20 protein-coding genes, 2 tRNA genes and 1 pseudogene are annotated in these 23703 nt (G+C 66.4%); 13 read left to right on the top strand and 10 right to left on the bottom strand.

Translation table 11 applies throughout. The features are described 5' to 3' along the window. Nucleotides 1–6: 6 nt before the first annotated feature. The 4 genes from ccrA (at nucleotide 7) to DMC64_RS19205 (ending at nucleotide 4261) form a co-directional block, all read left to right on the top strand. A complete protein-coding gene (gene ccrA / locus DMC64_RS19220; protein ID WP_125734630.1) occupies nucleotides 7–1347 on the top strand; it encodes a crotonyl-CoA carboxylase/reductase in 1341 nt (446 codons plus the stop codon). A 104-nt stretch (nucleotides 1348–1451) separates the two neighbouring features. Then, nucleotides 1452–2561, top strand: coding sequence for a chromosome segregation protein (locus DMC64_RS19215; protein ID WP_037341716.1), 1110 nt, complete (start codon nucleotides 1452–1454; stop codon nucleotides 2559–2561). Between the two features lie 105 nt (nucleotides 2562–2666). Then, complete coding sequence (locus tag DMC64_RS19210; protein WP_037341714.1) at nucleotides 2667–3116, top strand: universal stress protein; 450 nt, start codon at nucleotides 2667–2669, stop codon at nucleotides 3114–3116. Continuing rightward, a complete protein-coding gene (locus DMC64_RS19205; protein WP_125734629.1) occupies nucleotides 3116–4261 on the top strand; it encodes an adenylate/guanylate cyclase domain-containing protein in 1146 nt (381 codons plus the stop codon). Before DMC64_RS19210 ends, DMC64_RS19205 begins: the two co-directional genes overlap by 1 nt. A gap of 137 nt (nucleotides 4262–4398) precedes the next feature. On the opposite strand, the gene DMC64_RS19200 is transcribed toward DMC64_RS19205, so the two are convergent. The 3 genes from DMC64_RS19200 to DMC64_RS19190 are packed head-to-tail and all read right to left on the bottom strand — an operon-like array spanning nucleotide 4399 to nucleotide 7374. Then, nucleotides 4399–5631 (bottom strand): aldehyde dehydrogenase family protein, encoded by a 1233-nt coding sequence (locus tag DMC64_RS19200; protein ID WP_125734628.1) that lies wholly within the window; start codon nucleotides 5629–5631, stop codon nucleotides 4399–4401. Between the two features lie 52 nt (nucleotides 5632–5683). After that, nucleotides 5684–6397, bottom strand: coding sequence for a M50 family metallopeptidase (locus DMC64_RS19195; protein ID WP_037341700.1), 714 nt, complete (start codon nucleotides 6395–6397; stop codon nucleotides 5684–5686). Between the two features lie 35 nt (nucleotides 6398–6432). Continuing rightward, nucleotides 6433–7374, bottom strand: a complete 942-nt coding sequence (locus DMC64_RS19190; protein WP_125734627.1) for a DNA-3-methyladenine glycosylase — start codon at nucleotides 7372–7374, stop codon at nucleotides 6433–6435. 142 nt (nucleotides 7375–7516) lie between these two features. On the opposite strand from DMC64_RS19190, the gene DMC64_RS19185 reads away from it, so the two are divergent. The 3 genes from DMC64_RS19185 (at nucleotide 7517) to DMC64_RS19175 (ending at nucleotide 10637) form a co-directional block, all read left to right on the top strand. After that, nucleotides 7517–8287 carry a class I SAM-dependent methyltransferase gene (locus tag DMC64_RS19185; protein ID WP_125734626.1) on the top strand — a complete coding sequence of 257 codons (771 nt, stop codon included), beginning with the start codon at nucleotides 7517–7519 and terminating at the stop codon, nucleotides 8285–8287. Further along, nucleotides 8284–9612 carry a M20 family metallopeptidase gene (locus DMC64_RS19180; protein ID WP_125734625.1) on the top strand — a complete coding sequence of 443 codons (1329 nt, stop codon included), beginning with the start codon at nucleotides 8284–8286 and terminating at the stop codon, nucleotides 9610–9612. The genes DMC64_RS19185 and DMC64_RS19180 overlap by 4 nt, the downstream gene beginning before the upstream one ends. 80 nt (nucleotides 9613–9692) lie before the next feature. After that, on the top strand, nucleotides 9693–10637 hold the full coding sequence (locus DMC64_RS19175) for a S1C family serine protease (protein WP_125734624.1): 945 nt from the start codon (nucleotides 9693–9695) through the stop codon (nucleotides 10635–10637). A gap of 87 nt (nucleotides 10638–10724) precedes the next feature. On the opposite strand, the gene DMC64_RS19170 is transcribed toward DMC64_RS19175, so the two are convergent. Together DMC64_RS19170 and DMC64_RS19165 are read right to left on the bottom strand one after the other, a co-directional pair. Continuing rightward, nucleotides 10725–11102: a DUF3224 domain-containing protein gene (locus tag DMC64_RS19170; RefSeq protein WP_125734623.1), complete on the bottom strand. Its 378-nt coding sequence runs from the start codon at nucleotides 11100–11102 to the stop codon at nucleotides 10725–10727. Nucleotides 11103–11149: 47 nt separating this feature from the next. After that, entirely contained in the window at nucleotides 11150–12676 is a 1527-nt protein-coding gene (locus tag DMC64_RS19165; protein WP_125734622.1) for a helicase HerA-like domain-containing protein, read from the bottom strand. Between the two features lie 112 nt (nucleotides 12677–12788). Between DMC64_RS19165 and orn the strand changes: the two genes are divergently transcribed. Together orn and DMC64_RS19155 are read left to right on the top strand one after the other, a co-directional pair. Beyond that, entirely contained in the window at nucleotides 12789–13397 is a 609-nt protein-coding gene (gene orn, locus DMC64_RS19160; protein WP_081975886.1) for an oligoribonuclease, read from the top strand. Nucleotides 13398–13474: 77 nt separating this feature from the next. Next, nucleotides 13475–13550, top strand: a tRNA-His gene (locus tag DMC64_RS19155). An 86-nt stretch (nucleotides 13551–13636) separates the two neighbouring features. Here the strand turns inward: DMC64_RS19155 and DMC64_RS19150 are convergent. Together DMC64_RS19150 and DMC64_RS19145 are read right to left on the bottom strand one after the other, a co-directional pair. Next, complete coding sequence (locus DMC64_RS19150) at nucleotides 13637–13855, bottom strand: hypothetical protein (RefSeq protein WP_125734621.1); 219 nt, start codon at nucleotides 13853–13855, stop codon at nucleotides 13637–13639. Nucleotides 13856–14027: 172 nt separating this feature from the next. Continuing rightward, a complete protein-coding gene (locus tag DMC64_RS19145) occupies nucleotides 14028–15248 on the bottom strand; it encodes an Ig-like domain-containing protein (RefSeq protein ID WP_199755018.1) in 1221 nt (406 codons plus the stop codon). Nucleotides 15249–15443: 195 nt separating this feature from the next. Between DMC64_RS19145 and DMC64_RS19140 the strand changes: the two genes are divergently transcribed. Both DMC64_RS19140 and DMC64_RS19135 read left to right on the top strand, forming a co-directional pair. Beyond that, nucleotides 15444–15516 (top strand) — tRNA-Lys (locus DMC64_RS19140). A gap of 912 nt (nucleotides 15517–16428) precedes the next feature. Next, complete coding sequence (locus tag DMC64_RS19135) at nucleotides 16429–18690, top strand: hypothetical protein (protein WP_199755017.1); 2262 nt, start codon at nucleotides 16429–16431, stop codon at nucleotides 18688–18690. Between the two features lie 556 nt (nucleotides 18691–19246). Here the strand turns inward: DMC64_RS19135 and DMC64_RS19130 are convergent. Continuing rightward, nucleotides 19247–19482 (bottom strand): annotated as a pseudogene (locus DMC64_RS19130) (IS5/IS1182 family transposase); the annotation flags it as partial. Nucleotides 19483–19580: 98 nt separating this feature from the next. On the opposite strand from DMC64_RS19130, the gene DMC64_RS19125 reads away from it, so the two are divergent. Continuing rightward, the gene (locus DMC64_RS19125; RefSeq protein WP_233629711.1) at nucleotides 19581–19784 is read left to right on the top strand and encodes a GNAT family N-acetyltransferase; all 204 of its coding nucleotides are present in this window, start codon (nucleotides 19581–19583) and stop codon (nucleotides 19782–19784) included. Nucleotides 19785–20433: 649 nt separating this feature from the next. Here the strand turns inward: DMC64_RS19125 and DMC64_RS19120 are convergent. Continuing rightward, the gene (locus tag DMC64_RS19120; protein ID WP_125734619.1) at nucleotides 20434–21213 is read right to left on the bottom strand and encodes a hypothetical protein; all 780 of its coding nucleotides are present in this window, start codon (nucleotides 21211–21213) and stop codon (nucleotides 20434–20436) included. Nucleotides 21214–21427: 214 nt separating this feature from the next. Between DMC64_RS19120 and DMC64_RS19115 the strand changes: the two genes are divergently transcribed. Continuing rightward, nucleotides 21428–22213 (top strand): hypothetical protein, encoded by a 786-nt coding sequence (locus DMC64_RS19115; RefSeq protein WP_125734618.1) that lies wholly within the window; start codon nucleotides 21428–21430, stop codon nucleotides 22211–22213. Here the strand turns inward: DMC64_RS19115 and xerC are convergent. Beyond that, nucleotides 22200–23672, bottom strand: a complete 1473-nt coding sequence (gene xerC, locus DMC64_RS19110; RefSeq protein WP_199755016.1) for a tyrosine recombinase XerC — start codon at nucleotides 23670–23672, stop codon at nucleotides 22200–22202. The genes DMC64_RS19115 and xerC overlap by 14 nt on opposite strands. Nucleotides 23673–23703: the final 31 nt, after the last annotated feature.

Here is a 23703-nt window from a genome sequence, read left to right as displayed (position 1 = left end):
GTTTCGATGTCGCAGCTCGGCGAGATCCAGCAGGCCATTCTGAACGATGACCTCGGCGCCGTGGCGTCGCTCGACGTGCCGGAGACCTATCGCGGGGTGACCGTGCACAAGGACGAGGCCGACATGTTCGAAGGCCTCGAAAGCCGGGAGAAGGACCCGCGCAAGTCCCTGCACGTGGACGAGGTCCCGGTGCCGGAGCTCGGCCCGGGCGAGGCGCTGGTCGCGGTCATGGCGAGCGCGATCAACTACAACACCGTCTGGACGTCGATCTTCGAACCGGTCTCGACGTTCAAGTTCCTGGAGCGCTACGGGCGGCTCTCGCCGCTGTCGAAGCGCCACGACCTGCCCTATCACGTCGTCGGCTCGGACCTGTCCGGCGTCGTGCTGCGCACCGGGCCCGGCGTGCACAACTGGAAGCCGGGCGACGAGGTCGTCGCGCACTGCCTCAACGTGGAACTCGAAGGCCCGGACGGGCACAACGACACGATGCTCGACTCCGAGCAGCGGATCTGGGGTTTCGAGACGAACTTCGGCGGACTCGCCGAGATCGCGCTCGTGAAGTCGAACCAGCTGATGCCGAAGCCGGATCACCTCACCTGGGAAGAGGCCGCCTCCCCCGGTCTGGTGAACTCCACGGCCTACCGCCAGCTCGTCTCGCGCAACGGCGCCGACATGAAGCAGGGCGACATCGTCCTGATCTGGGGTGCTTCGGGTGGCCTCGGCTCCTACGCGACGCAGTACGCGCTCAACGGCGGCGCCATCCCGGTGTGCGTGGTCTCCAGCCCCGAAAAGGCGGAGATCTGCCGGAAGCTCGGCGCGGAGCTGATCATCGATCGCAACGCCGAGGGCTACAAGTTCTGGAAGGACGAGCACAACCAGGACCCGAAGGAGTGGCAGCGGTTCGGCAAGAAGATCCGCGAGCTGACCGGCGGCGAAGACCCGGACATCGTCTTCGAACACCCGGGCCGCGAAACCTTCGGCGCTTCCGTCTACGCCGCTCGCAAGGGCGGCACGATCGTCACGTGCGCGTCGACTTCGGGCTACCTGCACCAGTACGACAACCGCTACCTGTGGATGAACCTGAAGCGGATCGTCGGCAGCCACTTCGCGAACTACCGCGAGTCCTGGGAGGCGAACCGGCTGATCGCGAAAGGTCTGATCCACCCGACGCTGTCGAAGACCTACGCGCTCGAAGACACCGGACAGGCCGCGCTGGACGTCCACCGCAACGCACATCAGGGCAAGGTCGGCGTGCTCGCCCTTGCGCCGGAAGAAGGTCTGGGTGTCCGGAACCACGAGCTGCGCGAAAAGCACATCGACGGCATCAACGCTTTCCGGAACGTTTAACGCGCCAGAACGCGCTTTCGCCGCGCGTTGCGTGGGTGCTCACCCTTCCGTGACTCCAGCTCGACTACGGTAGAAGGATGAGCCTTGGCGAGGAACGGGAGCTAGTGCCGCTGGGAGCCGGCTTCGACGTGGCGAAGCGCGGTTACAGCCGTGCGCAGGTCGACGAACATCTCGAACGGCTTGACGCCGATCTGAAGATGCTCACCGCCGATCGCGATGCCGCCATCGCACAGGCGGGCGACCTGGCACGGCAGCTGGAGATCGCGCGCGGCGAGATCGCGGATCTGCGCGGGCAGGTCGACAGGCTCGCCCAGCCGCCGACGAGCGTCGAAGGTCTTTCCGAGCGGTTGCAGCGGATGTTGCGGCTCGCGCAGGACGAGGCCGCCGACACCAAGGCGCGCGCGGAAGCCGAAGCCGGGCACATCCGCGCCAAGGCCGAGACCGACGCGAGCGCCATGCGGGCCCGCTACGAGCAACTGCTCAACGAGCTCGACCTCCGTCGCAAGGAGATGGAGGCCGAGCACCGCGGCGTGCTGGAGAAGGCCCGCGCCGAGGCGAAGGACATCACCGACAAGGCGAAGGCCGAGCGCGACAAGCTCGACGCCGAGGCGCAGCAGCGTCGCACCCAGGTCGAAGAGGACTTCGAGATCGCGATGGCGTCGCGGCGCACCGAGGCCATGCACGCGCTGGCCGAGCAGGAGGCCGCGAGCAAGGCCGAGGCCGCCCGCCGTGTCCGCGAGGCCACCGAGGACGCCGCCGCCATCCGCGCGAAGGTGCTCGAAGAGGAGACGGCGGCCAAGGCCGACATCGAACGCCGTCAGCGCGAGTCCGTCGCCGACGCCAACAAGCGCAAGCAGGACTCGATCACCGAGGCCAACGCCCGGCTCGCCGAGGCGGCCGACGAGGCACGCCGCCGCGTCCGGCAGGCCACCGAAGAGTCCAACCGGCGGATCACGCAGGCCACCGAACGGGTCGAAGCGCTCCGCAAGGTGCGCTCCAGCCTGGCCGAGCAGGTCCGCGCCGCGCGGACCGCGCTCGCCGAGGCGACGCACGTGCTCGGCGACGAGCCGCATGTCCCGGCGGACCTGAAGGCGAAGCCGTCGCCCGACGCGGAAGCCACCGTGCAGCTCCGGACGGCCGATGTGCCGAAGGCCACATCAGGCGCGAAGGCTTCACCGCGACCTGCGGCAGCGCAGAAACCGACTGGCGAGTAACCTTTTCACCCGACCGTGCTCACGACGGCCTGCGGGGCCGCCGACGAGCGGTTATCGTCGCTGCTCGCACGCAGGTGCGGGCTGTCAGATCGGTGGAGGTTGCGGATGGCTGCATATCGGACCGTGGTCGTGGGCACGGACGGCTCGGATTCATCGTTCGCCGCGGTCGACCGGGCGGCGGGCGTCGCCGGGGACTCCGGAGCGACCCTGGTCATCGTGTGCGCCTACTACCCCGCCAACAAGGGCGACGTGGAGAAGGCGCAGGACGTCCTCGGCGACGAGGCGTACCAGGTGGTGGGCTCGGCCCCGGCCGAGGACACCCTCCTGTCCGCCCGCGACCGGGCGGCGAAGGCCGGCGCCAAGAACATCGACACCGCCGCGGTGGTCGGCGACCCGGTCGACTCGCTGCGCAAGGTCGTCGCCGAGCGCTCCGCGGATCTGCTGGTGGTCGGCAACCGCGGGCTGAACACGCTCGCGGGCCGCATCCTCGGCTCCGTGCCGTCCGAAGTCGCGCGGAAGTCCGGGGTGGACGTGCTCATCGTCCACACCACCTGATGCCCGAACCCGGCGAGATCTCGCCCGACGCGCTGCAACAGCGTCTCGAACGGATCCTGCTCGGCGGGAAACGCAAATACACCCGGCTCGAAGTCGCCGAGAAGGCAGGCGTTCCCGAGGAACGCTCTCGGCGGCTTTGGCGTGCCCTGGGCTTCGCGACCGTCGATGACGACGAGGTCGTCTTCACCGACGCCGACATCGAGGCGATCCGCACGGCGGACCAGCTGATGAACTCGGGCCTGATCGAACCGGGCATCGAGCTCGCCGTGACGCGCGCGCTGGGCCAGCACCTTTCGCGGCTCGCGGAATGGCAGGTCCACATGCTGTGGACGATGATCACCGAGAACAAGGAGATCGGCAGCAGCGAACGCCAGATCGGGCGGCTCGTCGAACGGCTGCTGCCCGAGCTGGAGAAGGTGCAGGAGTTCGTCTGGCGCCGCCACCTCGCGGCCTACGCCGGCCGGGCGATGGCCATGCCGGACGAGGATCTCGAGGCCAGGACCGAGGTGGTCGGTTTCGTCGACATGGTCGGCTACACCCGGCTGACCAGGCAGGTCGACGAGGACGAGCTCACCGACATCCTCGACCGGTTCGAATCCGTCGCCACCGAGGTGATCGCCGACCATCACGGACGGATCGTGAAGATGATCGGCGACGAGGTGCTGTTCGTCGCCGATTCCGCCGTCGACGGCGCCGAGATCGCCCTCGTCCTGTCCGAACGCGCCGACGCGGACGAGACCCTGCCCGCCGTGCGCGCCGGCCTGGCGTCGGGACGGATCCTCAGCCGCTTCGGCGACGTCTACGGCTCGGTCGTGAACCTCGCCGCCCGCCTCACCTCGACCGCACGGCCGGGCACCATCCTGGTGGACAAGGAACTCGCCACCGAACTCTCGGAGTTCCCGCAGTTCGAGGTCCGCACGCGGCGGCCGGTTTCGGTGCGCGGGTACAACCGGCTGCGGCCTTCGTCCTTGCGGCGGGCGCGGGACCGGCCTTCGGGCGTGTTCGCGTCTTCACAGCAGCTCGCGGCGGAGATGCTGGGGCTGGCCGACGCCACTCCGGACCCGGCGCCCGCTTCGGACGAGGTCGAGGACGCCACCGCGGACTCGTTGCCGCCGCGGCCTCGGTCGAAGCGCCGGCGGCGCTGATCCCCTGCCGAGGGGAGCAAGGGACCTTTGCTACCACTTCCGCCGGCCGGCGTGGCCAAGTGTCATGAAAGGGTCGTTCAGGACATTTTTTGTCCTGAACGACCCTTTCATGACATATGAGAAGGGAGCGAAGCCCGTCAGGCGGGCAGCACGGCGTATTGCCGCACGTAGAGGTCGGTGTAGGTGACCGGGCCGCGCGGGCCGGGGACCTTGTCCAGGTTGATGCCGGTCTCGGGGACGGCGAGGAGCTTGAAGCCGTCGAGCAGCCGGGTCGGCGCGTTCCAGAAGACGCCGGTGCCGGTGTACGCGTCGAAGAACGCGTCGGCGGCTTCGCTGCTTTCGGTCGCGATGCCGGCGGCCAGGCCCGAGGTCCGCTCGTTGGCGATCTCCGCCGCCTCGGGCAGGCCGGAGACCTTCTCGACGGTGACGGTCGCTTCGCGGTCCGAGTCGAGCGCCCATTCGTAGCCGATGGCGTGCTCGTGCGGGGCGAGCGACGGCGTGACGCCGCGTTCGGCCAGTGCGCCGGAGATGCCGGGCCACACGCGGTCGTGCGCGGCCTCGTGGATCAGCAGCAGGTTCAGCCGGTTGCAGACACCGAGCCGGTCGAGGCTGTTGAAGACCAGGTCGCGCACCTTGTCGGTGTCGGCCGCTTCGTCGATGTACAGCACGCCGCCGCCGTCGGCGTGGGCCAGCGTGCGGACGCCGTGGACGGCCGCCTCGGTGGCCAGCGCCCTGGTGCTGTCCCCGCTGCCGCGCAGGATGACCAGCGGCACGAGCGCGGGGAACCGGACCAGCGCGGAGGCCGCTTCCCGTTCGGCGCGCGGCACCAGCTGGATGACGTCCGGATCGATGCCGGCCTCGGAGAGCGCGGGGGCGATGACGGTCTCGCGCAGGCGCTGGGCCGAGCCGAGCGCGGCGGAGCCCGTGCGGAGCACGCCGCCGTTGCGCGACTTCACCAGCTGCGACGCGACGTCGACCGTGACGTTCGGGCGCGCCTCGTAGTTCGCCCCGATCACGCCGACCGGACGGCGGCGCTCCACCAGCCGCAGCCCTCCGTCCAAAGTGGACACGTCGACGGAGCGCTCCTGATGCGGCGCTCCCGCCAGGAGACGGAGCTGTTCGGCCATGCCGGTCAGCCGCTCGGGGGTGATGGTGAGCCGGTCGAGCAGGCCCGCGCTCATCCCGTCTTCGCGCGCCTTGGCGATGTCGGCCTGATTCGCCTCGAGCACGACGTCGGCGTGCTCGACGAGCTTGTCCGCCATGGCGTTCAGCGCGGCGTCGATCGCTTCCGGGGAGGCCGCGGCCAGCGACGGCGCGGCCCGTTTCGCCGATCGAGCGCATTCCTCGACGGCCTTGGCGACCTCGTCCATCTGCTGACTCCTTCCGCGCGGAACGAGCCATCAGTCTGCCGTACCGCCCCGGTCAGGCGACGGTCGGCTCCAGCAGCCACAACCCGCCCGCGAAGAGACAGCTCACCGTCAGCACGGCCATCACCAGCACCCACAGCACCGCGGGCATCCCGGTGAGCCTGCCGAGCTGGTCGGCGTCGGAATCCCTCGCCGCTCCCCGGCGCCGCTTGATCTGCAGCTCGACCACCGGACGGACGCCACCGAACAGCAGGAACCAGGTCAGCAGGTAGACGAAGATCGCCTGGAACCACGACGGCGCCACCAGCGCGACCAGCCCGAGCACCACCGAGCTGGCGATCACGGTGAACACCCCGTAGGTGTTGCGCACCATCACCAGCACACCCAGCAGCATCAGCGCCATCACGACCAGCACGACGGTGATCAGGTCCGACGAGAGCAGCCCCGCGAACACCAGCCCGAGCACCGCGGCCGCCGGGTACCCGGCCAGCGCGGTGAACGCCATCCCCGGCCCCTCCGGTTTGCCGCGGGAGACGGTGACGCCGGAGGTGTCCGAGTGCAGCTTGATGCCCTGCAGGCGTCGTCCGACCAGCACCGCCGCCAGCGCGTGGCCCGCCTCGTGGACGAGCGTGATCAGGTTGCGGGCGAGCCGCCAAGGCCTGCCCGAGAGCACCACGAGCAGTGCGAGACCACCGGTGACCAGGGTGATCGTGCCGGGCGGAGTGGACTGGGCGATGTCGGAAACCGTTTCGGCGGGAGACGAGCTCACCTCACCAGCTCACCACAGGCCGGATATGTCCCGTGTCAGGCGGTCATGGAACCTCCGATCCCCCGCGTGCGAAACTCCGGGTCGTTGCGCAGGGCGAAGGCCACCCAGCTGCGGAACGGCCGCCAGACCGCGGAAAGCTCCTCCAGTTCCTCTGGCGGCGCCTCCGGCAGGTCGTACGCCGCCCGCATGGCCTCCTGCAACCGCGGCTCGCCGGCGGGGAAGACGTCGGGATGCCCGGCGCCCCGGATCAAGATCAGCTGTGCCGAGAAAGGGCCGATCCCCGGCAAGAGCTGCAGCCAGCGCAACGCGTCCGGCACCGGCATCGCGCGCAGGTACGCGGCGTCGAGCAGACCGTCCTTGGCGGCGTTGGCCACCGCGCGCAACCGCTCGGCCTTCACCGCCGGGAGCCCGCGCCCCGCTTCGGGCCCGGCCAGCACATCCGGCGCCGGGAACGACCTGAGAACCTGCCCGCCGACGTCCACCGGCCTGCCGAACTCCTCGGCCAGCCGCCTTTTCACGGTGGCGGCCTGCGACATCCGCGTCCGATGGCTCAGGATCGCCCAGCAGGCCGCTTCATAGGGCGAATGGAACAGCACGGGGCGCAACCCGGGATGCTCCTGTTGCAGCCGGCGCACCACCGGATCCGCCGTGCCGATCTTGGCGAAGCCGACGCCGTCGACGTCCACCGAGAGGATTCGCCGGACCTGGGCGCCGACCTCGACGGCGAGCCCTTCTTCGGCGAAGACCTCCACCTCGATCGTGCCGGGCGATCTCTGTCTGACGGCCGCACCGACATGCTCCCAACCCGCTTCTGCGGGAAAGGCGAAGCGCAGGGTGCCGGGCTCGGCGGCGGCGTCCGCGCGGCACGCGGGCGGGAAGTCGGTCAGGAAGCGGATGGACTTGTCGAGGTCGAACGGGCCGCGCACCGGGATGCGAAGCGTGGTCGACGCGGGGTGCTGCAGGATCGAGCCGGTCATTTTCGGGCTCCTTCGGCTGGGGAACGGCGACTCCCTCCGACGTTAGAGACGGGCACCGACAGTTTCGGGTCGCGGCGGCGGGAATGTCGCGAACGGACCGGTCATGGCAGATTCTCGGGTGGACACCGTGAAGGGAGCAGCCATGCCGGACCAACGCGAACGTCTGAGGAGCCTGCTGCGGCCGGGTATCACGACCACCGGCGAGGGCGAGGGATTCCTTGATCTGCTGGGAGAAATCCCGCAAGCGGGGCCGCCGACCGGGCTCGCGCAGCGGCTCATGCGCACCTCCGCCGTGCCGATGATCTACGAGCGGTACTGGCGCCCGACGCTGGGCAGGGTCGCGAAAGGACTGAACGGCCCGAGCATGGCCGACGAGGTCCGCATCGCGCTCGAAGCGCTCGGCCTGCGCCCCGGCCAGGTCGCGCTGGACGTCGCCTGTGGCACCGGCCGGTTCACGAGGGCCTTCGGTGAGGCCGTCGGCCCGGACGGGCTCTCCATCGGCCTCGACGGTTCGGTCACCATGCTGGAGAAGGCGCTCGCCGCGCCCAATCCCGCTTCGGTGACGTATCTGCGCGCCGACGCCGTCGACCTGCCGCTGGACGATTCCACTGTGGACGCGGTCTGCTGCTTCGCCGCGCTGCACATGTTCGCCGACCCGGACGCCGCCTTGGATTCGTTCGCCCGCGTGCTGAAACCCGGTGGCTCGCTGGTGATGCTGACGAGCGCCCGGCACGGCGATCAGCCGATGCGGCTGGCGGACACCGTCCTCGGCAGGCTGAGCGGACAGCGGATGTTCGACCGCGGCGAGATCGCGGCGAAACTGTTCCGCCGCGGCTTCGACCACGTCGACGAGCGGTACTCCGGTGTCACGCAGATCGTCACGGGCGAGCTAGGAGTTAACATCCGGAAATGATCCGCTCTGAGCACGCTTCGCCGATCCCTCCCGACGACAGCTACCTCCGTTCACTGGTCGAAGCGACCGCGGACGCCGTCGCCGCGGCCGAACCACTCGGCTCGCCCCATGACGGCGCGGACGCCGCCACACGGGACGCCGTCGTCGCCGAGATCGACGCGCTGCGGGCGGAATTGGTGGAGTTGAGCCAAGACCTGCACGCTCACCCCGAAGAGGGTTTCGCCGAGCACCGCTCGGTCCGCGCGCTCGGCGAGCTGCTCCGGCGGCACGGCCACGAGGTGACGATCGGCGCGGGCGGGCTGGACACCGCCCTGGTCGCGACCACCCCCGGCAGCGGCCCGCATATCGCGGTCCTGTCCGAATACGACGCGCTCCCGGGGCTCGGCCACGGCTGCGGGCACAACGTCATCTGCACCGCCGGCGCGGGCGGCTTCCTCGGCGCGGCCGCGGTCGCCGGACGGCTGGGCGGCCGGGTCTCGCTGATCGGCACGCCGGCGGAGGAAGGCGGTGGCGGCAAGGAGACCATGGCCCGCGCCGGTGTTTTCGACGACGTCGACGCCGTGCTCATGCTGCACCCGTTCAGCCACGACATCGCCATGCACCCGTTCCTCGGCAGGCGGCAGCTGGAAATGGTGTTCCACGGTGTCGGCGCGCACGCGTCGGCTCAGCCGTTCATGGGGCGCAACGCACTCGACGCCGCCGTCGCCGCGTACCAAGGTGTCGCGGCGCTTCGGCAGCATTTGCCCTCCAGCGACCGCGTCCACGGCGTCTTCACCGACGGCGGCGCACGGCCGAACGTCGTCCCCGAACGCGCGGCGCTGCTGTTCTATCTCCGGTCCGCGCAACCGGACACGCTGCGCGACCTCGCCGAGCGGGTTTCGGCGGTCGCGCGCGGCGCGGCGGAGATGACCGGCTGCGGAGTCGAACTCCGGTGGGACGCCCAGCCCGCGTATCTGCCGATCCGGTTCAACACCACGCTCGCCGGACGCTGGTCGGTGCATCAGGTCGACGCCGGCCGCAAACCGCTGCCGCCGGGGATCGTGCCCGAGTTCCTCACCGGCTCGACCGACCTCGGCAACCTCTCCTACCGGATGCCCGCGATCCACCCGATGATCGCCATCGCCGGACCGACGACCGCCTTGCACACCAAGGAGTTCGCGGCGGCGGCCGGTTCCCCGGACGGCGATCGCGCGGTCGTCGACGGGGCGCTGGGACTGGCTCTGACGGCCGCCGACTACCTGGCCGACGCGAAACTCCGCGCCGCGGTGCACGAGGAGTTCGAGGCGTCGGGCGGAGCGCTGGACGTGCCAGCGTTCTTCGACTGAGTTTTCTCAGGTAATTCTTCTCAGGAAAGCACAGGGGGATTCCACAGGCGGTTCACAAGTACGGGCGCGAATCTTGTTCCATGACCGAGAACGAGAGTCGGCCAGGCCCCGCCTCAACCGGTGGGCACCAGCCGCCGCACCAGCAGCAGCAGTACCCCGGTTACACCCCTTGGCAGGCCGCGCCGAATCCACTCGTCACCCCGCCACCGCGCAAGAAGGGCGGCCGGGTGGCCGTCCTCGTCAGCGCGACGGCACTCGCCGCCGCACTCGTCGGCGGGGTCGGCGGCGCCGCGATCATGGGGCTCGGCTCCACGTCGTCGGCGTCGGGCACGGGTTCGTCCGCGGTCGCCAACGGGCAACTGGTCGGGAACAACACTTCGGGTGACGTCAGCGGGGTCGCCGCGAAGGTGACACCGAGCGTCGTGCAGGTGAACGTGACCACCGCGCAGGGTGAGGCCGTCGGCTCCGGCGTCATCCTGACGGCGGACGGGCGCATCCTCACGAACGCCCACGTCGTCGCGGACGCCGAGGGAGACGTGACCGTCACGCTGTCCGACGGCAAGCAGTACAAGGCGAGCGTGGTCGGCGCCGACACGAAGGCCGACATCGCCGTGCTCCAGGCGAAGAACGCGAGCGGGCTGACCGCGGCCTCGCTCGGCGATTCCAGCAAGCTCGCCGTCGGCCAGCAGGTCGTCGCGATCGGCTCGCCCGGTGGGCTGCAGAACACCGTGACCACCGGGATCGTGAGCGCGCTGAACCGCAAGCTCGACGAGTTGAGCAGCGGCCAGGAACGGCGCTCGCCCTACAGCAGGACCACGAACGAAGCCGGGCCGAGCTACACCGCGATCCAGACCGACGCCCCGATCAACCAGGGCAACTCGGGCGGGGCGCTGGTGGACGCGCAGGGGAACGTCATCGGCATCAACTCGGCGCTGTACAACCCGGCCTCGACCGGCAGCATCGGCATCGGTTTCGCGATCCCCATCAACGACGCGAAGAAGATCGTCGAGCAGATCGTCGGCTGACCCCGCCGTCTGGACCGCTGTCAGGGGGCGGCCCAGCAGGCACAGCCCGTGAAGGCCTCCTTTTCGCAAGGATGCCTTCACGGGCTTTCAGAGTTCGTACGTGAGGGTGAAAGTGTGGTTGCCCTCGTCGTCCTGGACGATCTCCGCCGTTCCGATGATGCCGGTCAGCTCACCGTGGCCGGAGCCCGGCAAGACGATGAGGTGATGCCCGTTCTCCCCCGCCGAGTGATGCAGGACGAAGCCGCCCTTGCGCCCGCCGACGGAGACGGCCAGCCGCTCGAAGGCGACGTACGCCGACGACGTCTCGTTCACCGCCGTGAGCATCTCGACGGCACTGGTGCCTTCGACGTCGCCGGTGAACGTCTTGGTCAGGAGCACCCTCGAGAACTCGGTGCCTTCGGCCTTCTCGGCGGCTTGGGGATCCCAGCCGTCCACGGTGAACGACGCAGTCGCGCGGTTGGTCATGGCACCGAGTCTGCCGCCTTTACCTGACAGATCGCGTCAGGTATTCCTCACCGCCGCCGGTTCCCGAACAGACCGCGCGTGATCTCCCGGCCGAGCGCGCTCGCCGCCGAGCGGAGGAACGACTTCACCGCCGGGTTCTTCATCGCCTGCTCCACCATCCCCGGCTCCTGTTTCTCCGGCTTCGGAGCGGGCGCTTCGGGCGGTGGCGCCTCACCGGCAGGCGGCGCGGCCACCTTCGCGGCGAGCTTCTCGTAGGCCGACTCGCGGTCGATCGTCTCGGCGTACTTCGCGTGCAGGTCCGAAGACGTCGTCGCCGCGGAGATGGCTTCGGCGCCGATCGAGCCCATCTTGGAACGCGGCGCGCGCAGGCGGGTCCACGCGACCGGCGTCGGCGCGCCCCGTTCGGAAAGGACGGTGACGATCGCTTCGCCGATACCGAGCGACGTCAGCGCCGAGTCCAGCTCGTAGTGCTTCGTCTTCGGGTACGTCTTCACCGTCTTCGTCAGCGCCGCCTGGTCCTCGGGTGTGAACGCGCGCAACGCGTGCTGCACCCGCGCGCCCAGCTGGGACAGGACGTTGTTCGGGATGTCCGTCGGAAGCTGCGTGCAGAAGAACACGCCGACGCCCTTCGACCGGATCAGCTTCACGGTCTGCTCGATGCGCTCCAGGAACGCCTTCGACGCGTCGTTGAACAGCAGGTGCGCCTCGTCGAAGAAGAACACCAGCTTCGGCTTGTCGAGGTCGCCCTCTTCGGGCAGTTCCTCGAACAACTCGGCCAGCAGCCACATGAGGAACGTCGAGAACAGCGCGGGCTTCGACTGAAGGTTGTCCAACTCCAGCAAGGTCACCATCGCCTTGCCGTCGGACTCGCGCATCAGGTCGTGGACGTCCAGCTCGGGTTCGCCGAAGAAGTCCTCGCCGCCCTGAGCCTCCAGATTGGACAGCGCCCGGAGGATCACCCCGGCCGTCGCGGCCGAGACGCCGCCGATGCCCTTGAGGTCCTCCTTGCCCTCGTCACTCGTCAGGTGCGTGATGACGGAGCGAAGGTCCTTCGTGTCCAGCAGCGCCAAACCGCGCTGATCGGCCCAGTGGAAGATCAGGCCGAGCGTCGACTCCTGCGTTTCGTTGAGCCCCAGCACCTTCGACAGCAGGATCGGGCCGAAACTCGTGATCGTCGCCCGGATCGGCGATCCCTTGCCGCCGGTGCCCAGCGACAGGAACTGCACGGGGAACGCGGCGGGCTCCCAGGAGTCGCCCAGTTCCTCCGCGCGTTTGGCGATCTTGTCATTGCTCTCACCCTGCGCGGCGAGCCCCGACAGGTCGCCCTTCACGTCCGCCAGCACCACCGGCACTCCCGCGGCGGACAACTGCTCGGCGATCAGCTGCAAGGTCTTCGTCTTGCCGGTACCGGTCGCGCCCGCGACCAGCCCGTGCCGGTTCAGCGTCGCCAGCGGCAGGCGGACCGCCGCGCCGGCGTCGGCCTTGCCGTCGATCACGACGGCGCCGAGTTCCACCGCCGCCCCGTCGCTCACATATCCCTGCGCGATCTCTTGGGCTGGACCCTGTTCGGCCACTGTCGCTCCCCGATCTGTGACATGACTCACCTGAGGATGCACACGGTGCCAGCAACGCGCCGAACCCGCACGTCGCGCGCCACGAATCCCCGGGTCGGGTTAGGGTTTCGGGGTGAACGACCGCCTAGTCTGGATCGACTGCGAGATGACGGGGCTCGACCTCGGCAAGGACGCGTTGATCGAAATAGCCGCGCTGGTGACCGACGCCGAACTCAACGTCCTCGGTGAAGGCGTCGACATCGTCATCCACGCCGACGAGGAAGCCCTCGACGGAATGCCGGAGGTCGTCCGCGAAATGCACGCCCGCTCCGGCCTCACCGAAGAGGTCCGGCGCTCCACGGTCACCATGGAAGAAGCCGAGCAGCGCGTGCTCGAGTACATCCGCGCGCACGTGCCCGAGGCCAACGTCGCCCCGCTCGCCGGCAACTCCATCGCCACCGACCGCGGCTTCATCACCCGCGACATGCCGCTGCTCGACGCGCACCTGCACTACCGCATGGTCGACGTCTCGTCGGTGAAGGAACTCGTCCGGCGCTGGTACCCGCGGATCTACTACGCCAAGCCCGAGAAGGGCCTCGCGCACCGCGCGCTCGCCGACATCAAGGAATCCATCGGCGAGCTCGACTACTACCGTCGCGTCGCCTTCGTGCCGCAGCCCGGCCCGACCACCGAACAGGCCAAGGCCGCGGCCGCTGAAGTGCAGGAACGCCACGAACGGTAACCCGTTGCGAGCCCCGGAAACGGGCACGCTAATATAGTGCGGCCGAGGTGATGGGGGGTTCCCCGAGCCCGGCGATGGTGGGCGTAGCTCAGCTGGTAGAGCACCTGGTTGTGGTCCAGGAGGTCGCGGGTTCGAAACCCGTCGCTCACCCCATCGACCCCAGTTCGGCTGGTTTTCCGGCAGGCTGGGGTTTCGCTTTTTCCGGGGTGTCGGTAACGCGGCGTGGCGCTCGCGCGAGTTCAGGTAGGAACTCGCGCGGAGGATGCCATGAGACGCTGGCTGGTCTTGGGAGTCTTCGTGGCGGCCGGCGCCTGCACGACGTCTCCACCGAACCAAGTACCCGTACCGGCGATCACACCGACCCCGATCACAACCGTGACGGCGACGCCGTCGACTTCGGTGCCGCCGCCGGTGACCGTGACGGTGACCCCGCCCAAGCCGACGACTTCTCCGGTCACAAAGTCACCTTGGCGTTGCGAGCCTGGCTACCCGAACTGCACCAAGGCCCAGTCCCAGAAGTGCCGCTACAAGACCAGCGGCGAGGTGCAGTCGGAGTATTACCCGCCAACAACGCCATGAGGGTCCTGTCAGGACGAAAACCGTCCTGACAGGACCCTCATGAAGAACAGGTCAGTTCCGGTCGCCGCCGGTCTTCCAGTCGTCCCACGACATCTGCCAGACCGACCAGCCGTCGGTCGGCTCCAGCACCTGCGGGCCAGAGTTGGTGACCGTGATGATGTCGCCCTTCTTGGAAGTGTCCATCAGCCACTTCGCGTTCTCGGTCGACAGGTTGATGCAGCCGTGGCTCACGTTCCGCTTGCCCTGCGATCCGACCGACCACGGCGCCGAGTGGTAGAAGATGCCGCTGTTCGACATGCGCACCGCGTACTTCACGAACGTCCGGTAGCCGGCTTTGCTGTCCGTCGGGACGCCGTACGTGCTGGAGTCCATCGTGTACCCGGTGTGCTCGCTCATCACCGTGTAGGTCCCGGCCGGGGTGCTGCTCGACGGCTTGCCCATCGAGATCGGCATCTGCTTGACCTCTTGGTCGTTCACCACGACCTTCATCTGGTGCGTGCCGCCGTCCGCGGTCGCGACCAGCTTGTCGCCGACGACCACCTTGGCGGGCTTGTCCTCCCGGCCGAAGGTGTTGTTGCCGAGGTTCTTGCCGTAGATCGCGGCGTTGACCGAGATCTTCGTGCCGGCCTTGAAGTACTCCTTGGGCCGCCACATCACGGTCTTCTCGCCGAACCAGTGGAACGCGCCCTCGGCCGGCGGCTCGGTGACGATCTTCAGCGCCTTCTCTGTCGCGGCCTTGTCCGGCACGTTGCCGGTGAAGGTGAAGATTAACGGCAGGCCGACACCGACCGTCTCCCCTTCGACGAGGTTGATCGAGACGCCGATCTGGCGGCCGGGCTTGGCCGTGGAGAACGTCGAGGTCGCGGTGACCGGCTTGCCGTCGGTGCCGGTCGCGGCCGCGGTGACGGTGTAGCTCTTGCCGTAACCGAGCGGCTCCGCCGACTCCCAGCCCGAACCGTCTTCCTTCGGCTTGCCCGCGACGACCTTGCCGTCGGCGCCGGTCAGTTTGACCTCGCCCACCTTGCCGTCCGCGACGGCCACCGTGACCGGCTCGCCGGGCGCCACGTTCGCCGCACCCTGCGCGGGGGTCAGCGTCATCACGGCGGGCTTCGGCTCCGGCGCGGGCGCTCCGCTCTGCTGCGAACCCCCGGGGGCGCCACCCGGCGACGGCTGTTCACCCGACGGTGTACTGGTGCACCCGGCCAGAGTGAACCCGGCCACCAAAGCCACCAAAGCCACCCGCGACCGCCCCGTCGCTCCCCAGACCCTCATGCACACCGCCCGTTTCGCGTGGTACCAACCCCTACGTCTGGCTATAGTCTGCCTGACCGGCCGCAACGCTCGCGGCCGGATGGCCGAATACGTCCCGGCCCGGCGTTAGGGGACCCCCCTGAAACGGGCCCCAGCCACCCTGTGTTAATGTTTTCCACGTCGCCGAGGGGAACACCAAAGCGGCGGAACAAGCAGGCGCCATTAGCTCAATTGGCAGAGCAGCTGGCTCTTAACCAGCGGGTTCGGGGTTCGAGTCCCTGATGGCGCACCCTTAAGCCCCACGTTTTCGGCTTCGATGACGTGGGGCTTTGTGGTATATGGATACACTTCTTCCACTTCCTCTCTGTCCATTGTGATCAGTTCTGAGCCCGAGGCGAGCCCGAGCTGACGGCACGCCGTCACGGCCTGGACTTCGGCACCTCGCAGTCAAACTTCGAGAACCAAGGCACATCGATCCTACGTTCGACTTTCAGCGTCCCGCGCCGCCGAGGGCACGGACTGCACGTGCGTCTGACGCCAGCGTCCGGAGCCTTGACCAGTCGCCGCCCAGTGCGATGGTCTTCTATTCCAGGCAGAGTCTCTCTCACCTCCGTAAGGCCGCCTGCTCCAGGCTCACCTTGTGCGGCTAGCACCCGAACTAGTTCTGGCGTGCCGGCATCGGATGTGCAACTCTTGACCCGCACGTCAGTGGTCCTGACGGGCTACCTACCCCATGCCGCCGTCGGCGGAGGGGCAAGGGCAGATGCGGCGATTCGGTCTCGCAGTGGATCGGACGTCGCCTCGCACTGAAGGTGGCACGGAGGGGCCGACGGTCCTCGCCCTGATGTTCAACCGGACGTCACGACGATGGCGGCCCTCGGTGCGTTCCGTGGAAGGAGCGCGGCGGTTTGGGTGCGTGTCGCACCCAGTAACCGCTGGGTACGGAGCCCCGCACCCGGGCAGCAGCAACCCGGGGGAAAGACCGCGTGCCGCCATGTCGCCATCCAAACCCCCCTCGGGACCTTTCCCGTACCCAACCCATGCTTCGTGGGCTGAGCACCTCTATGACGCCATCGTCAATACTTGCGATGAACATGGACTCGTCCCGGTACCGCGAAGTGCCGTCTTAGAAGGTCTAGCACCAGCGCTCGGTCACGGCGAGGCCAAGCGAGTCATTGAGGCACGCCGCGGAGGCAGGTTCTTGAAGCCCACCGCGTTCCACATCGAAAAGCGCGGAACAGATCATGCCCTGATGCTGCTGAATGTCGCCCTGCACGGAGCCGCGACCATGCCGTGGGCACTGAACGACCGAATCCGCAGCGACTGGCTTCATCCGACAGCGACGACCGTCACCGCGATGCACGAGCTCGTAGATGCCCAGTTTCACTGTGACCGTGCCAAAGCCGCGGTGGACAGGGCCAAGGGAGCACAGCGCGCGCTGGCAGCTTCTGCCACCGCTGCCGAGAAAGACGCCGCAGTGGAAGCGCTGAAAGCAGCAGAAGACGAGCATGCACGCGCGGAACGTACCGCCGAGCAGCGCAGGCAGGCACTTGGCGGACGGATGCCTCTGCCGACGGTTCGCACCGTTAAGGAGGGCAACTCTTTCTGTGCGGCGCTCTCTGGTGCGCCGGTATCCTCTGGTGTGGCTGCTGCGACTCAAAAATACGCAGTGGAGCGGCTTCGTTACCGCGGCCGCCAACGCAACTATGACCTCAAGGAATCCCTGGTCCTGGAGGGGCAGCGAGAAGCCACCGTGGTTGTGCTCCAGCTAACCCCCATGGCAGATTACGAGAGGGACGAGAAGCCTGTCGAGGCCTGGCGGCTTTATCACGTCACCGGTAACAATCGCGCGGACTGCCGACAACAGATCTTCGGGGTAGCCGCCGATCAACTACTCACGGGAGTTCCGCACGTCCTGCTCAAGTTGGACGACGAGGTAGAGAACAAAAGGCTTATCCTGCGTGGTCTTGCGGAAATTCTGCGTCGGCTAAGTAGCCTCCTCAACACCGAGTACGCGGACCCCGATCGTGACATGGAAGGCCGAGCCGAACGGGCCAAACGCATCGCCGAGGTTCCAACCCGTGTGGTGGTCGGCGCCATCCAGCCGGAACGGCTCGAAACGGCGCTCCGCGATCTCAATGTCCATGACCATCTTCGCGGTCAGCTGGTCTATGACGACGAAGACCGCGGGCTCGGAATCTGGTCAACGATCGTCAACGCGTACCAGGCGAAGGGGCTCCTAACTGAACTCTTGGCCAAGGAGATCACCAAGGGCCGAATTGTCGCCAGCGATCTCGACCATGCAGCCGTGGCCGACGCACTCGTCGGAGCTGGCCCACTGGAGCCGTTGGGCAAGCTGCTTGTTCCAGGTGAGGAGGCCAGCCCTCGGGCGTTACGGGACATGGCCATCCGTTGCGCCACCGTGCTGCTCTTCCCACCTGTTCCACCGCGACCCGCCGGCCTTTCACCGCGGTCGCCGATGCCAACCGGGAGCTACTGGACCACGGTGCGGCAGGCACTCCAAGAAGCACCCTGGAGCCAGCAGAACGGTGCGAAGGCTAGGCGGCGTAGCGAGGTATGGGCTGCCGTAGTAGCACAGCACTTCGTGCACCGCGGGAACCTCCTGGCGATGGATAGCGCCTTTACGGCCCTGGAGGTCCAGTTCGGCGCCCGCTCAGATAAGCGGAGTCTTTCCGCTTTGACCGAGGCGTGCCGAAAGGGCGACGCTGAAGCGTGGGAAACGCTAGTCCGTCGCCACCTGCTCCCTGGGCTCGTCAACGCGCCCGAACCACTCATCACGTCTGGTCAAGGCTCGGAAAAGGGCGAAGACCGCAAGGGCGTCCGACGAACGCCTGCCAACGCGACCCTCGCCCTCATTGACGCTTTCACGAACCCTCCTGATGGCGTAACGCGGGACTTGCTGCTGGCCCTCGCGGAGAACGTCCTAGGAGCTCCTGATACGTCGCCAACCGATGGCCTTGCGCAGGGCACTTTCTGGGCTCCCGATGAGAACGGATCACCGCGGATCGACGTCCTTGCAGACAAGGCCTGGTTCGATACGACGTTTCCGAAGGTCTCGGGAAGTGGCCCGAAACGGAAGACGAAGTCTTCCGGCGGTGACGACGTTGATACCGAGGACTTCGAAGGCCGGCACGGTGAAACGTCGACCGAAATCGACGAAGAGATCGACGAACCGCCCGCGATTCGAATGACTCGCCTGCGTGGAGAACTTCCTAATCAGGTAGCCCGAGCGCAAGTCGCCCTTCAGAACGCGCAGCATGAAGCTACCGCCCTGCTCGAAGCAATTAAGGCAGCAGTAGCCGCCCGCAAGGACGCTGGACTTCCCGAAGAGCCTGCTGAGGTGCAGAAGGGGTACGTGGCCGACTGCAAGGAGGCACAGCAGCAGGCCGGGTCTCTCGGCCCGGCTCTCAGTGAGGCGATCATCGCCGTGATGGAGCTGTGAAACCTGACTGCTGCGCTGAACCGCTTCCAGGGCCGCCGATAACCACCAAAGAGCTACGGATCGTATGGACCGCGTTAGGGCCACTAACGCTAGGCGAGTGGCCTGCGCTGCGAAGCCTCGCTCCGGCCAACTACCTCGCCACAGTTGTTGAACTCGACGAAGTACTGTCGGGACTGTACCTGACTGTAGACACCGAGGGCCGCTTGCGATGGCTTGGGAAGGCTCATCGAAGCGGAGGAATCGGGGCGCGCATACGACAACATTTCGATCACCCTGAGCGACGCCGAATCTACAGCGGCATCTACGTCTTCAGCGCTAATCCGTTCGCTCCCTATAAGGCCATTCAAGCCGCTGAAGGCAAAGCCGCCGACCTGCTCAAGATTCGTGGCACAATGGGCGCTCGAACCTGGCCATCGAGCACCGGATGGCTCGAACTTGTAACCCACCAAACCACCAGAATGAGAAGTCGACATAGATAGACGCCTCCTGCCTCATATATGGGAGGTACCTACCTTTCACTTCTCGAAAGACGACAGGACACCCGGACGCGCAGCTATAGACGGCCGAACGGATCGGCCAGGATCTGCACGTTTATCCCGTGTTTGCGGTGCTTTCCGGAGTGGATTGGGAGGTCGGCGGCGATCCGGTCGATCGGCAGGAGCGTGCCGTCCAGGTTCACAAAGGCGATCCGCCGGGCCTGCCGGATCGCGTCGGCCAACGTGGGCGCGAGCGCGGCAGGTCGTCGGCTGCTTCGCGGATGTAGCCGTAGGCAGTGGCCAGGCCGATCCCGAAAACGACCTCGCCTTTCTCGACCGCCTCGGCACGGATCCCGATGCGCTCGGCGAGTTCGAGTGGCCCGGATTCGGTGATCCGAGGGCACGCCGCAAGCGATGGGAGATCGACGGGTACATCTCCGCCGAGTCCGCGGCGGTCGCGATCGCGCAGGCCGACGACACGGTTATCGGCATCGCCACCTGGAAGCCCCGCGGCTTCCCTCGGGCGTCACCTACGAGATCGGCGTGGGGGTGCTACCCGAACATCGTGGACAGGGCGTGGGCACGATGGCGCAGAGGCTGCTCGTGTCCCATCGATAGCGGCGCTTCGGCGCATACGAACGCACCATCGTACAGTCAGACCTCGAGTCATCGGACTGTTCGACGAGACACTGGCGGGCGCCGGTGCTGGGATCGCCAAGCTGTCCGATCTCGCCCGCCGCGGTCTTGTCGAGTTCCACCGCGCGAGCTCGCTCGCCGAGCTTCATCGCCGGCTCAGCGAGGAGACCTTTGACCTGCTCACCATCGGGGTACACGGGAGCAGTGGCGACGGCGTCGAGTACCGGATGTAGCTGCCGGACGGAGCGCACTCACCTGCAGCGCTGCTGTCGATGCAGCTGCCGCCCATTGTTGTCATAGGCTGCTACTGGTCCGCCCAGGCCCTGCTCTCCCTGCGATACACTTACGGCATCGGTTGGCTGCCTACCGCGGGCGCGTCAGCCGTGATTGGTGGAATTTAGGACATTGACGATCGGGCGGCAGGCGCGCTGTTGGCTGAGACCTACGAAGGCACCTTTACCGGAGCCCCGCTGTCGACCTCATTCCGTCACTCCTTCGCCTCTATTGAGCCGCAGTTGCGAACGCAAGCCGCGGGCGTCGCCCTCTTCGGCCGCCCCTGAGGCGACCCAACGTCAGCGCATTCCAAACAATTTCCCAGAGTAACTGATTAAGCGACTCCATCCAATCAAGGCTAAGCGGGATACAACTTGATGTACTTCTTCTCCCGTAGAACGCCGATATCGGGCCAAGGTTTATCTCCCCACGCTATTTCCCAAACGCGGGGGTCTGTGGACCGCACAACGCCTGCGAGGTCGTCAAGGTACCCTACAACGAGTTCTCGACCTAGCGGCACGTCGCCACCTACGTACGGGCGGTTATCGGACCAGAGATCCTCTTCGTTCTCGACGCTCATTAAACTATTGGCCGAATATTGCTCGAGTGCCTCATCGGTCCTTATTTCGCCGCGCTGATGCGTAAGAAGATGCCGAAACGCTCGAATCTCACGAACACGAGGTGTATCTACTTCTCCACCCAAAAGCTGATGAAATCCCTTTAGAGTCGACCACATCGGCGACTCATTTTTACCATTAACAAATAGGCCGACACGAAACCGGTTGCCATCAGAGCCCTGGGCATAAATTCTTGAAACGATTTCCTGAAGACTCTTTTCGAGATACACTTCAAATGCGGTTACCGCATCCTTAATAGTCGCCGCATGCATCATCCACTCAAACTGGTCGGGCCACATTCCTGAGATGCTGTCGTCGAAGTATTCGACATGCTCGTCGCCGTAGTGCACGTCGGGGTCAAACACGTCAGCGAGACGCCGCTCAGCCTTCGACCACAAGCTCTCGTAGCCCGCTTCCGACCAGAGCAAGCCATAGCGATGGAAGGCTCTGACCTGCGCCTCCACCTGCACCCAGCGATCAAACGCCCGGCTGACCGGCCTGTTCCCGTCGTTCCAGTTCACCGTCACAGAGTACCGCGCAGAGCTCCCGACCGCTCCCTAGTTTCCACGCATCAACCTCGAGGCGAAGGTTCATGAAGCAATAGGCGAGGAGTCCTGGAACCGTAGCGGCACACGGCAACATAAGTGCATAACGATCGCCATCAATCCGCACACAACGGAACGCAATGTTCTACACTAGTAGCCAAAACCTTACGGCATTAATCGAAGGAAAGACGTGAACCCAGCTGAGGCCGCCGCGTGGACCGCGGCAATAGTTGCCATCGTCGCCGCGATAATTTCATTCGTTACAATGGGGATCGCCTGCTGGCAGGCCGTTTCCGCGCGCAAGCAGGCAGCGTCCGCAGTAGCGCAGTCATTGTCAGCCAGAAGAAGCGCTGATGTCGCCGAGCAGGCACTTATCGAAAGTCGAAAGCAAACGAAGGCTTCCCAAAAATCCGCGTTAGCCGCTGAGCAGCAGGCAGCAGAGGCAAAGCGTCAGAACCTGATAACCGAAGAACAGCTCCGGATTGCCCAATCGGAACTTGAAGCCAACCAAAACAACTACCATGAGAAGCAAAAGGCCAAGTATGTTGCCATGATACATCAGATCCTTCTAGACGCCGATGCGCTGCGCGATGAACTGAAGGAAAATGCCGCAGCTGCAATCCTTTGGCAACAGCGCAAATCTGACAAGTTCGGAATTCCACCCCTTCCCCCTGTAATGCTCTCTCGAGCCGGACAGGATTGGCATACCGCAGTAAATAAGGTACGCGTTGACAAACCGCCATCGCCAGCCTTAACGGCAGCGATAGACAAGTACGACATCTTCGCCAAGGAATCCATCGCAGCGATCGATATGGCGTACGAGCGGGCGGATTCCCGCCAGCTCAGCAGGCCACAAGTTGAAGCCCTTGCCGCCACAATTAACAAGCGGGACACAAATTTCGAAGCGTTGAAGGCGGAGTGTAACCGTTTTTTCGCCGACCACGGCGTGGATCCAAGCGACCTTACTGCTCATTGACCATCGAAACAAACTTGCCTGTTTGGCCCCGGGGAATAAGCTTGGCGGTCGCTTCGGCTGCGGCGAGTGCGATCTCTGGGAGGACTGTGGTGTAGGTGTCCATGGTCACGGTGATCGAGGAGTGCCGGAGCATGGCTTGGACTACCTTCATGTCGGCACCGGCGGCGAGGGCGAGTGTGGCGGCGCCGTGCCGGAGGTCGTGCAGGCGGATGGGCGGCAGCCCGGCTTGGTGGACGATCTCGTAAAACCGATCGGTGACATCGGCCGGATGCAGAGGGCTCCCATCCGGCTGGGTGAACAGCAGCCCGCTGTCGACCCAATCGCTGCCGAGCCGGACCTTGTCCGCGTCCTGGCAGGCGATGTGCTGACGCAGGACGAGGACGGTGTTCGCGTCGAGTGCGACGAGGCCTTCCGACGAGTTGGTCTTCGGCGCTGATTGGCCGGTCTCCCATCCGTACTGCACGATCTGGTTTGCCACTTCCAACGTCGCTGCGTCCAGGTAGGTATCTGCCCGGCGTTGTCCGCAGGCCTCCCCTCGCCGGAGGCCGACATGAGCGATCAGGTGGTAGAGCGGATACAGCGGGTCGTTCACCGCGGAGTCGAGGAACTGGCCGGTCTGCTGCGGTGTCCACACCATCACCGGCGACGGGATCTCGCCGGTGAGCTTCCAGCGCAGGACGCGCTCGGCCGTCCACACCTTCGGCGTTGGCCGCTTTGCCGGTGGCAACTCGACCAGCGATGCCACGTTCACCGTCAGCAGGCCTTGTTTCACCGCGGGGCTGAGCACCGCACGCAGCGTTTCCCGGATTCGTCGGATCGACGTCGGCCCGACCGGACGCTGCCATTTCACTGCTGCGATCTTCTGCGGGTCCCCGCTGTTGCGGTACTCGGCGATGCGGTCGTTGTGCTCCACGATCGCGTCGAACATGCTCTCCAGGTGCGGCACGCCAAGCTTGTCCCTACGGATATGGCCAAGGTGCGGGCCCAGGTAGAGCCGGACATGCGACTCATACGACCGGTAGGTGTTGCGGCTCCGATTTTTCTTCTTCAAGGCAAGGAAGGCCGTGAAGACCTCGTGCATATACGGATGTTCCAGCACACTTGCGCCCGCGCGCACGAGGCGCCGGACGTCGTCTGCTTCCGGTAGCTTCTGTTTCTTCGCGACCGCTGTGGCGATCACGTCACCGATTTTTCGTCGCGTGTCCTCGTCGTCGTCTTCGGCGATCGCGAGCAGATCCCGGACATGGTCCAGTTCCTCTTGGGCTTTCGTCGCCGACTCGAAGCCACTTCGGCGACGGGGACGCCGAGTGCCCTTGGTGTCGGCGGGTAGCTCGATCCGCCAGCACCACTGGCCATGGCGATGCTGAGTCAGCTTCGGACAGTTGCTGCCCAGTTCGCGATTGTTGTTGTCCCGGCAGGAACAACGCTTGAAGACCGACCCCAGCGGTATCTGTGCCACCAGTCGTCCTCCTTTCTGTTCGGTTGAATCA

This window comes from Amycolatopsis sp. WAC 04197, assembly GCF_003947475.1.
GTDB lineage: Bacteria > Actinomycetota > Actinomycetes > Mycobacteriales > Pseudonocardiaceae > Amycolatopsis > Amycolatopsis japonica.
This window is presented reverse-complemented; position numbering and strand designations above follow the sequence as displayed.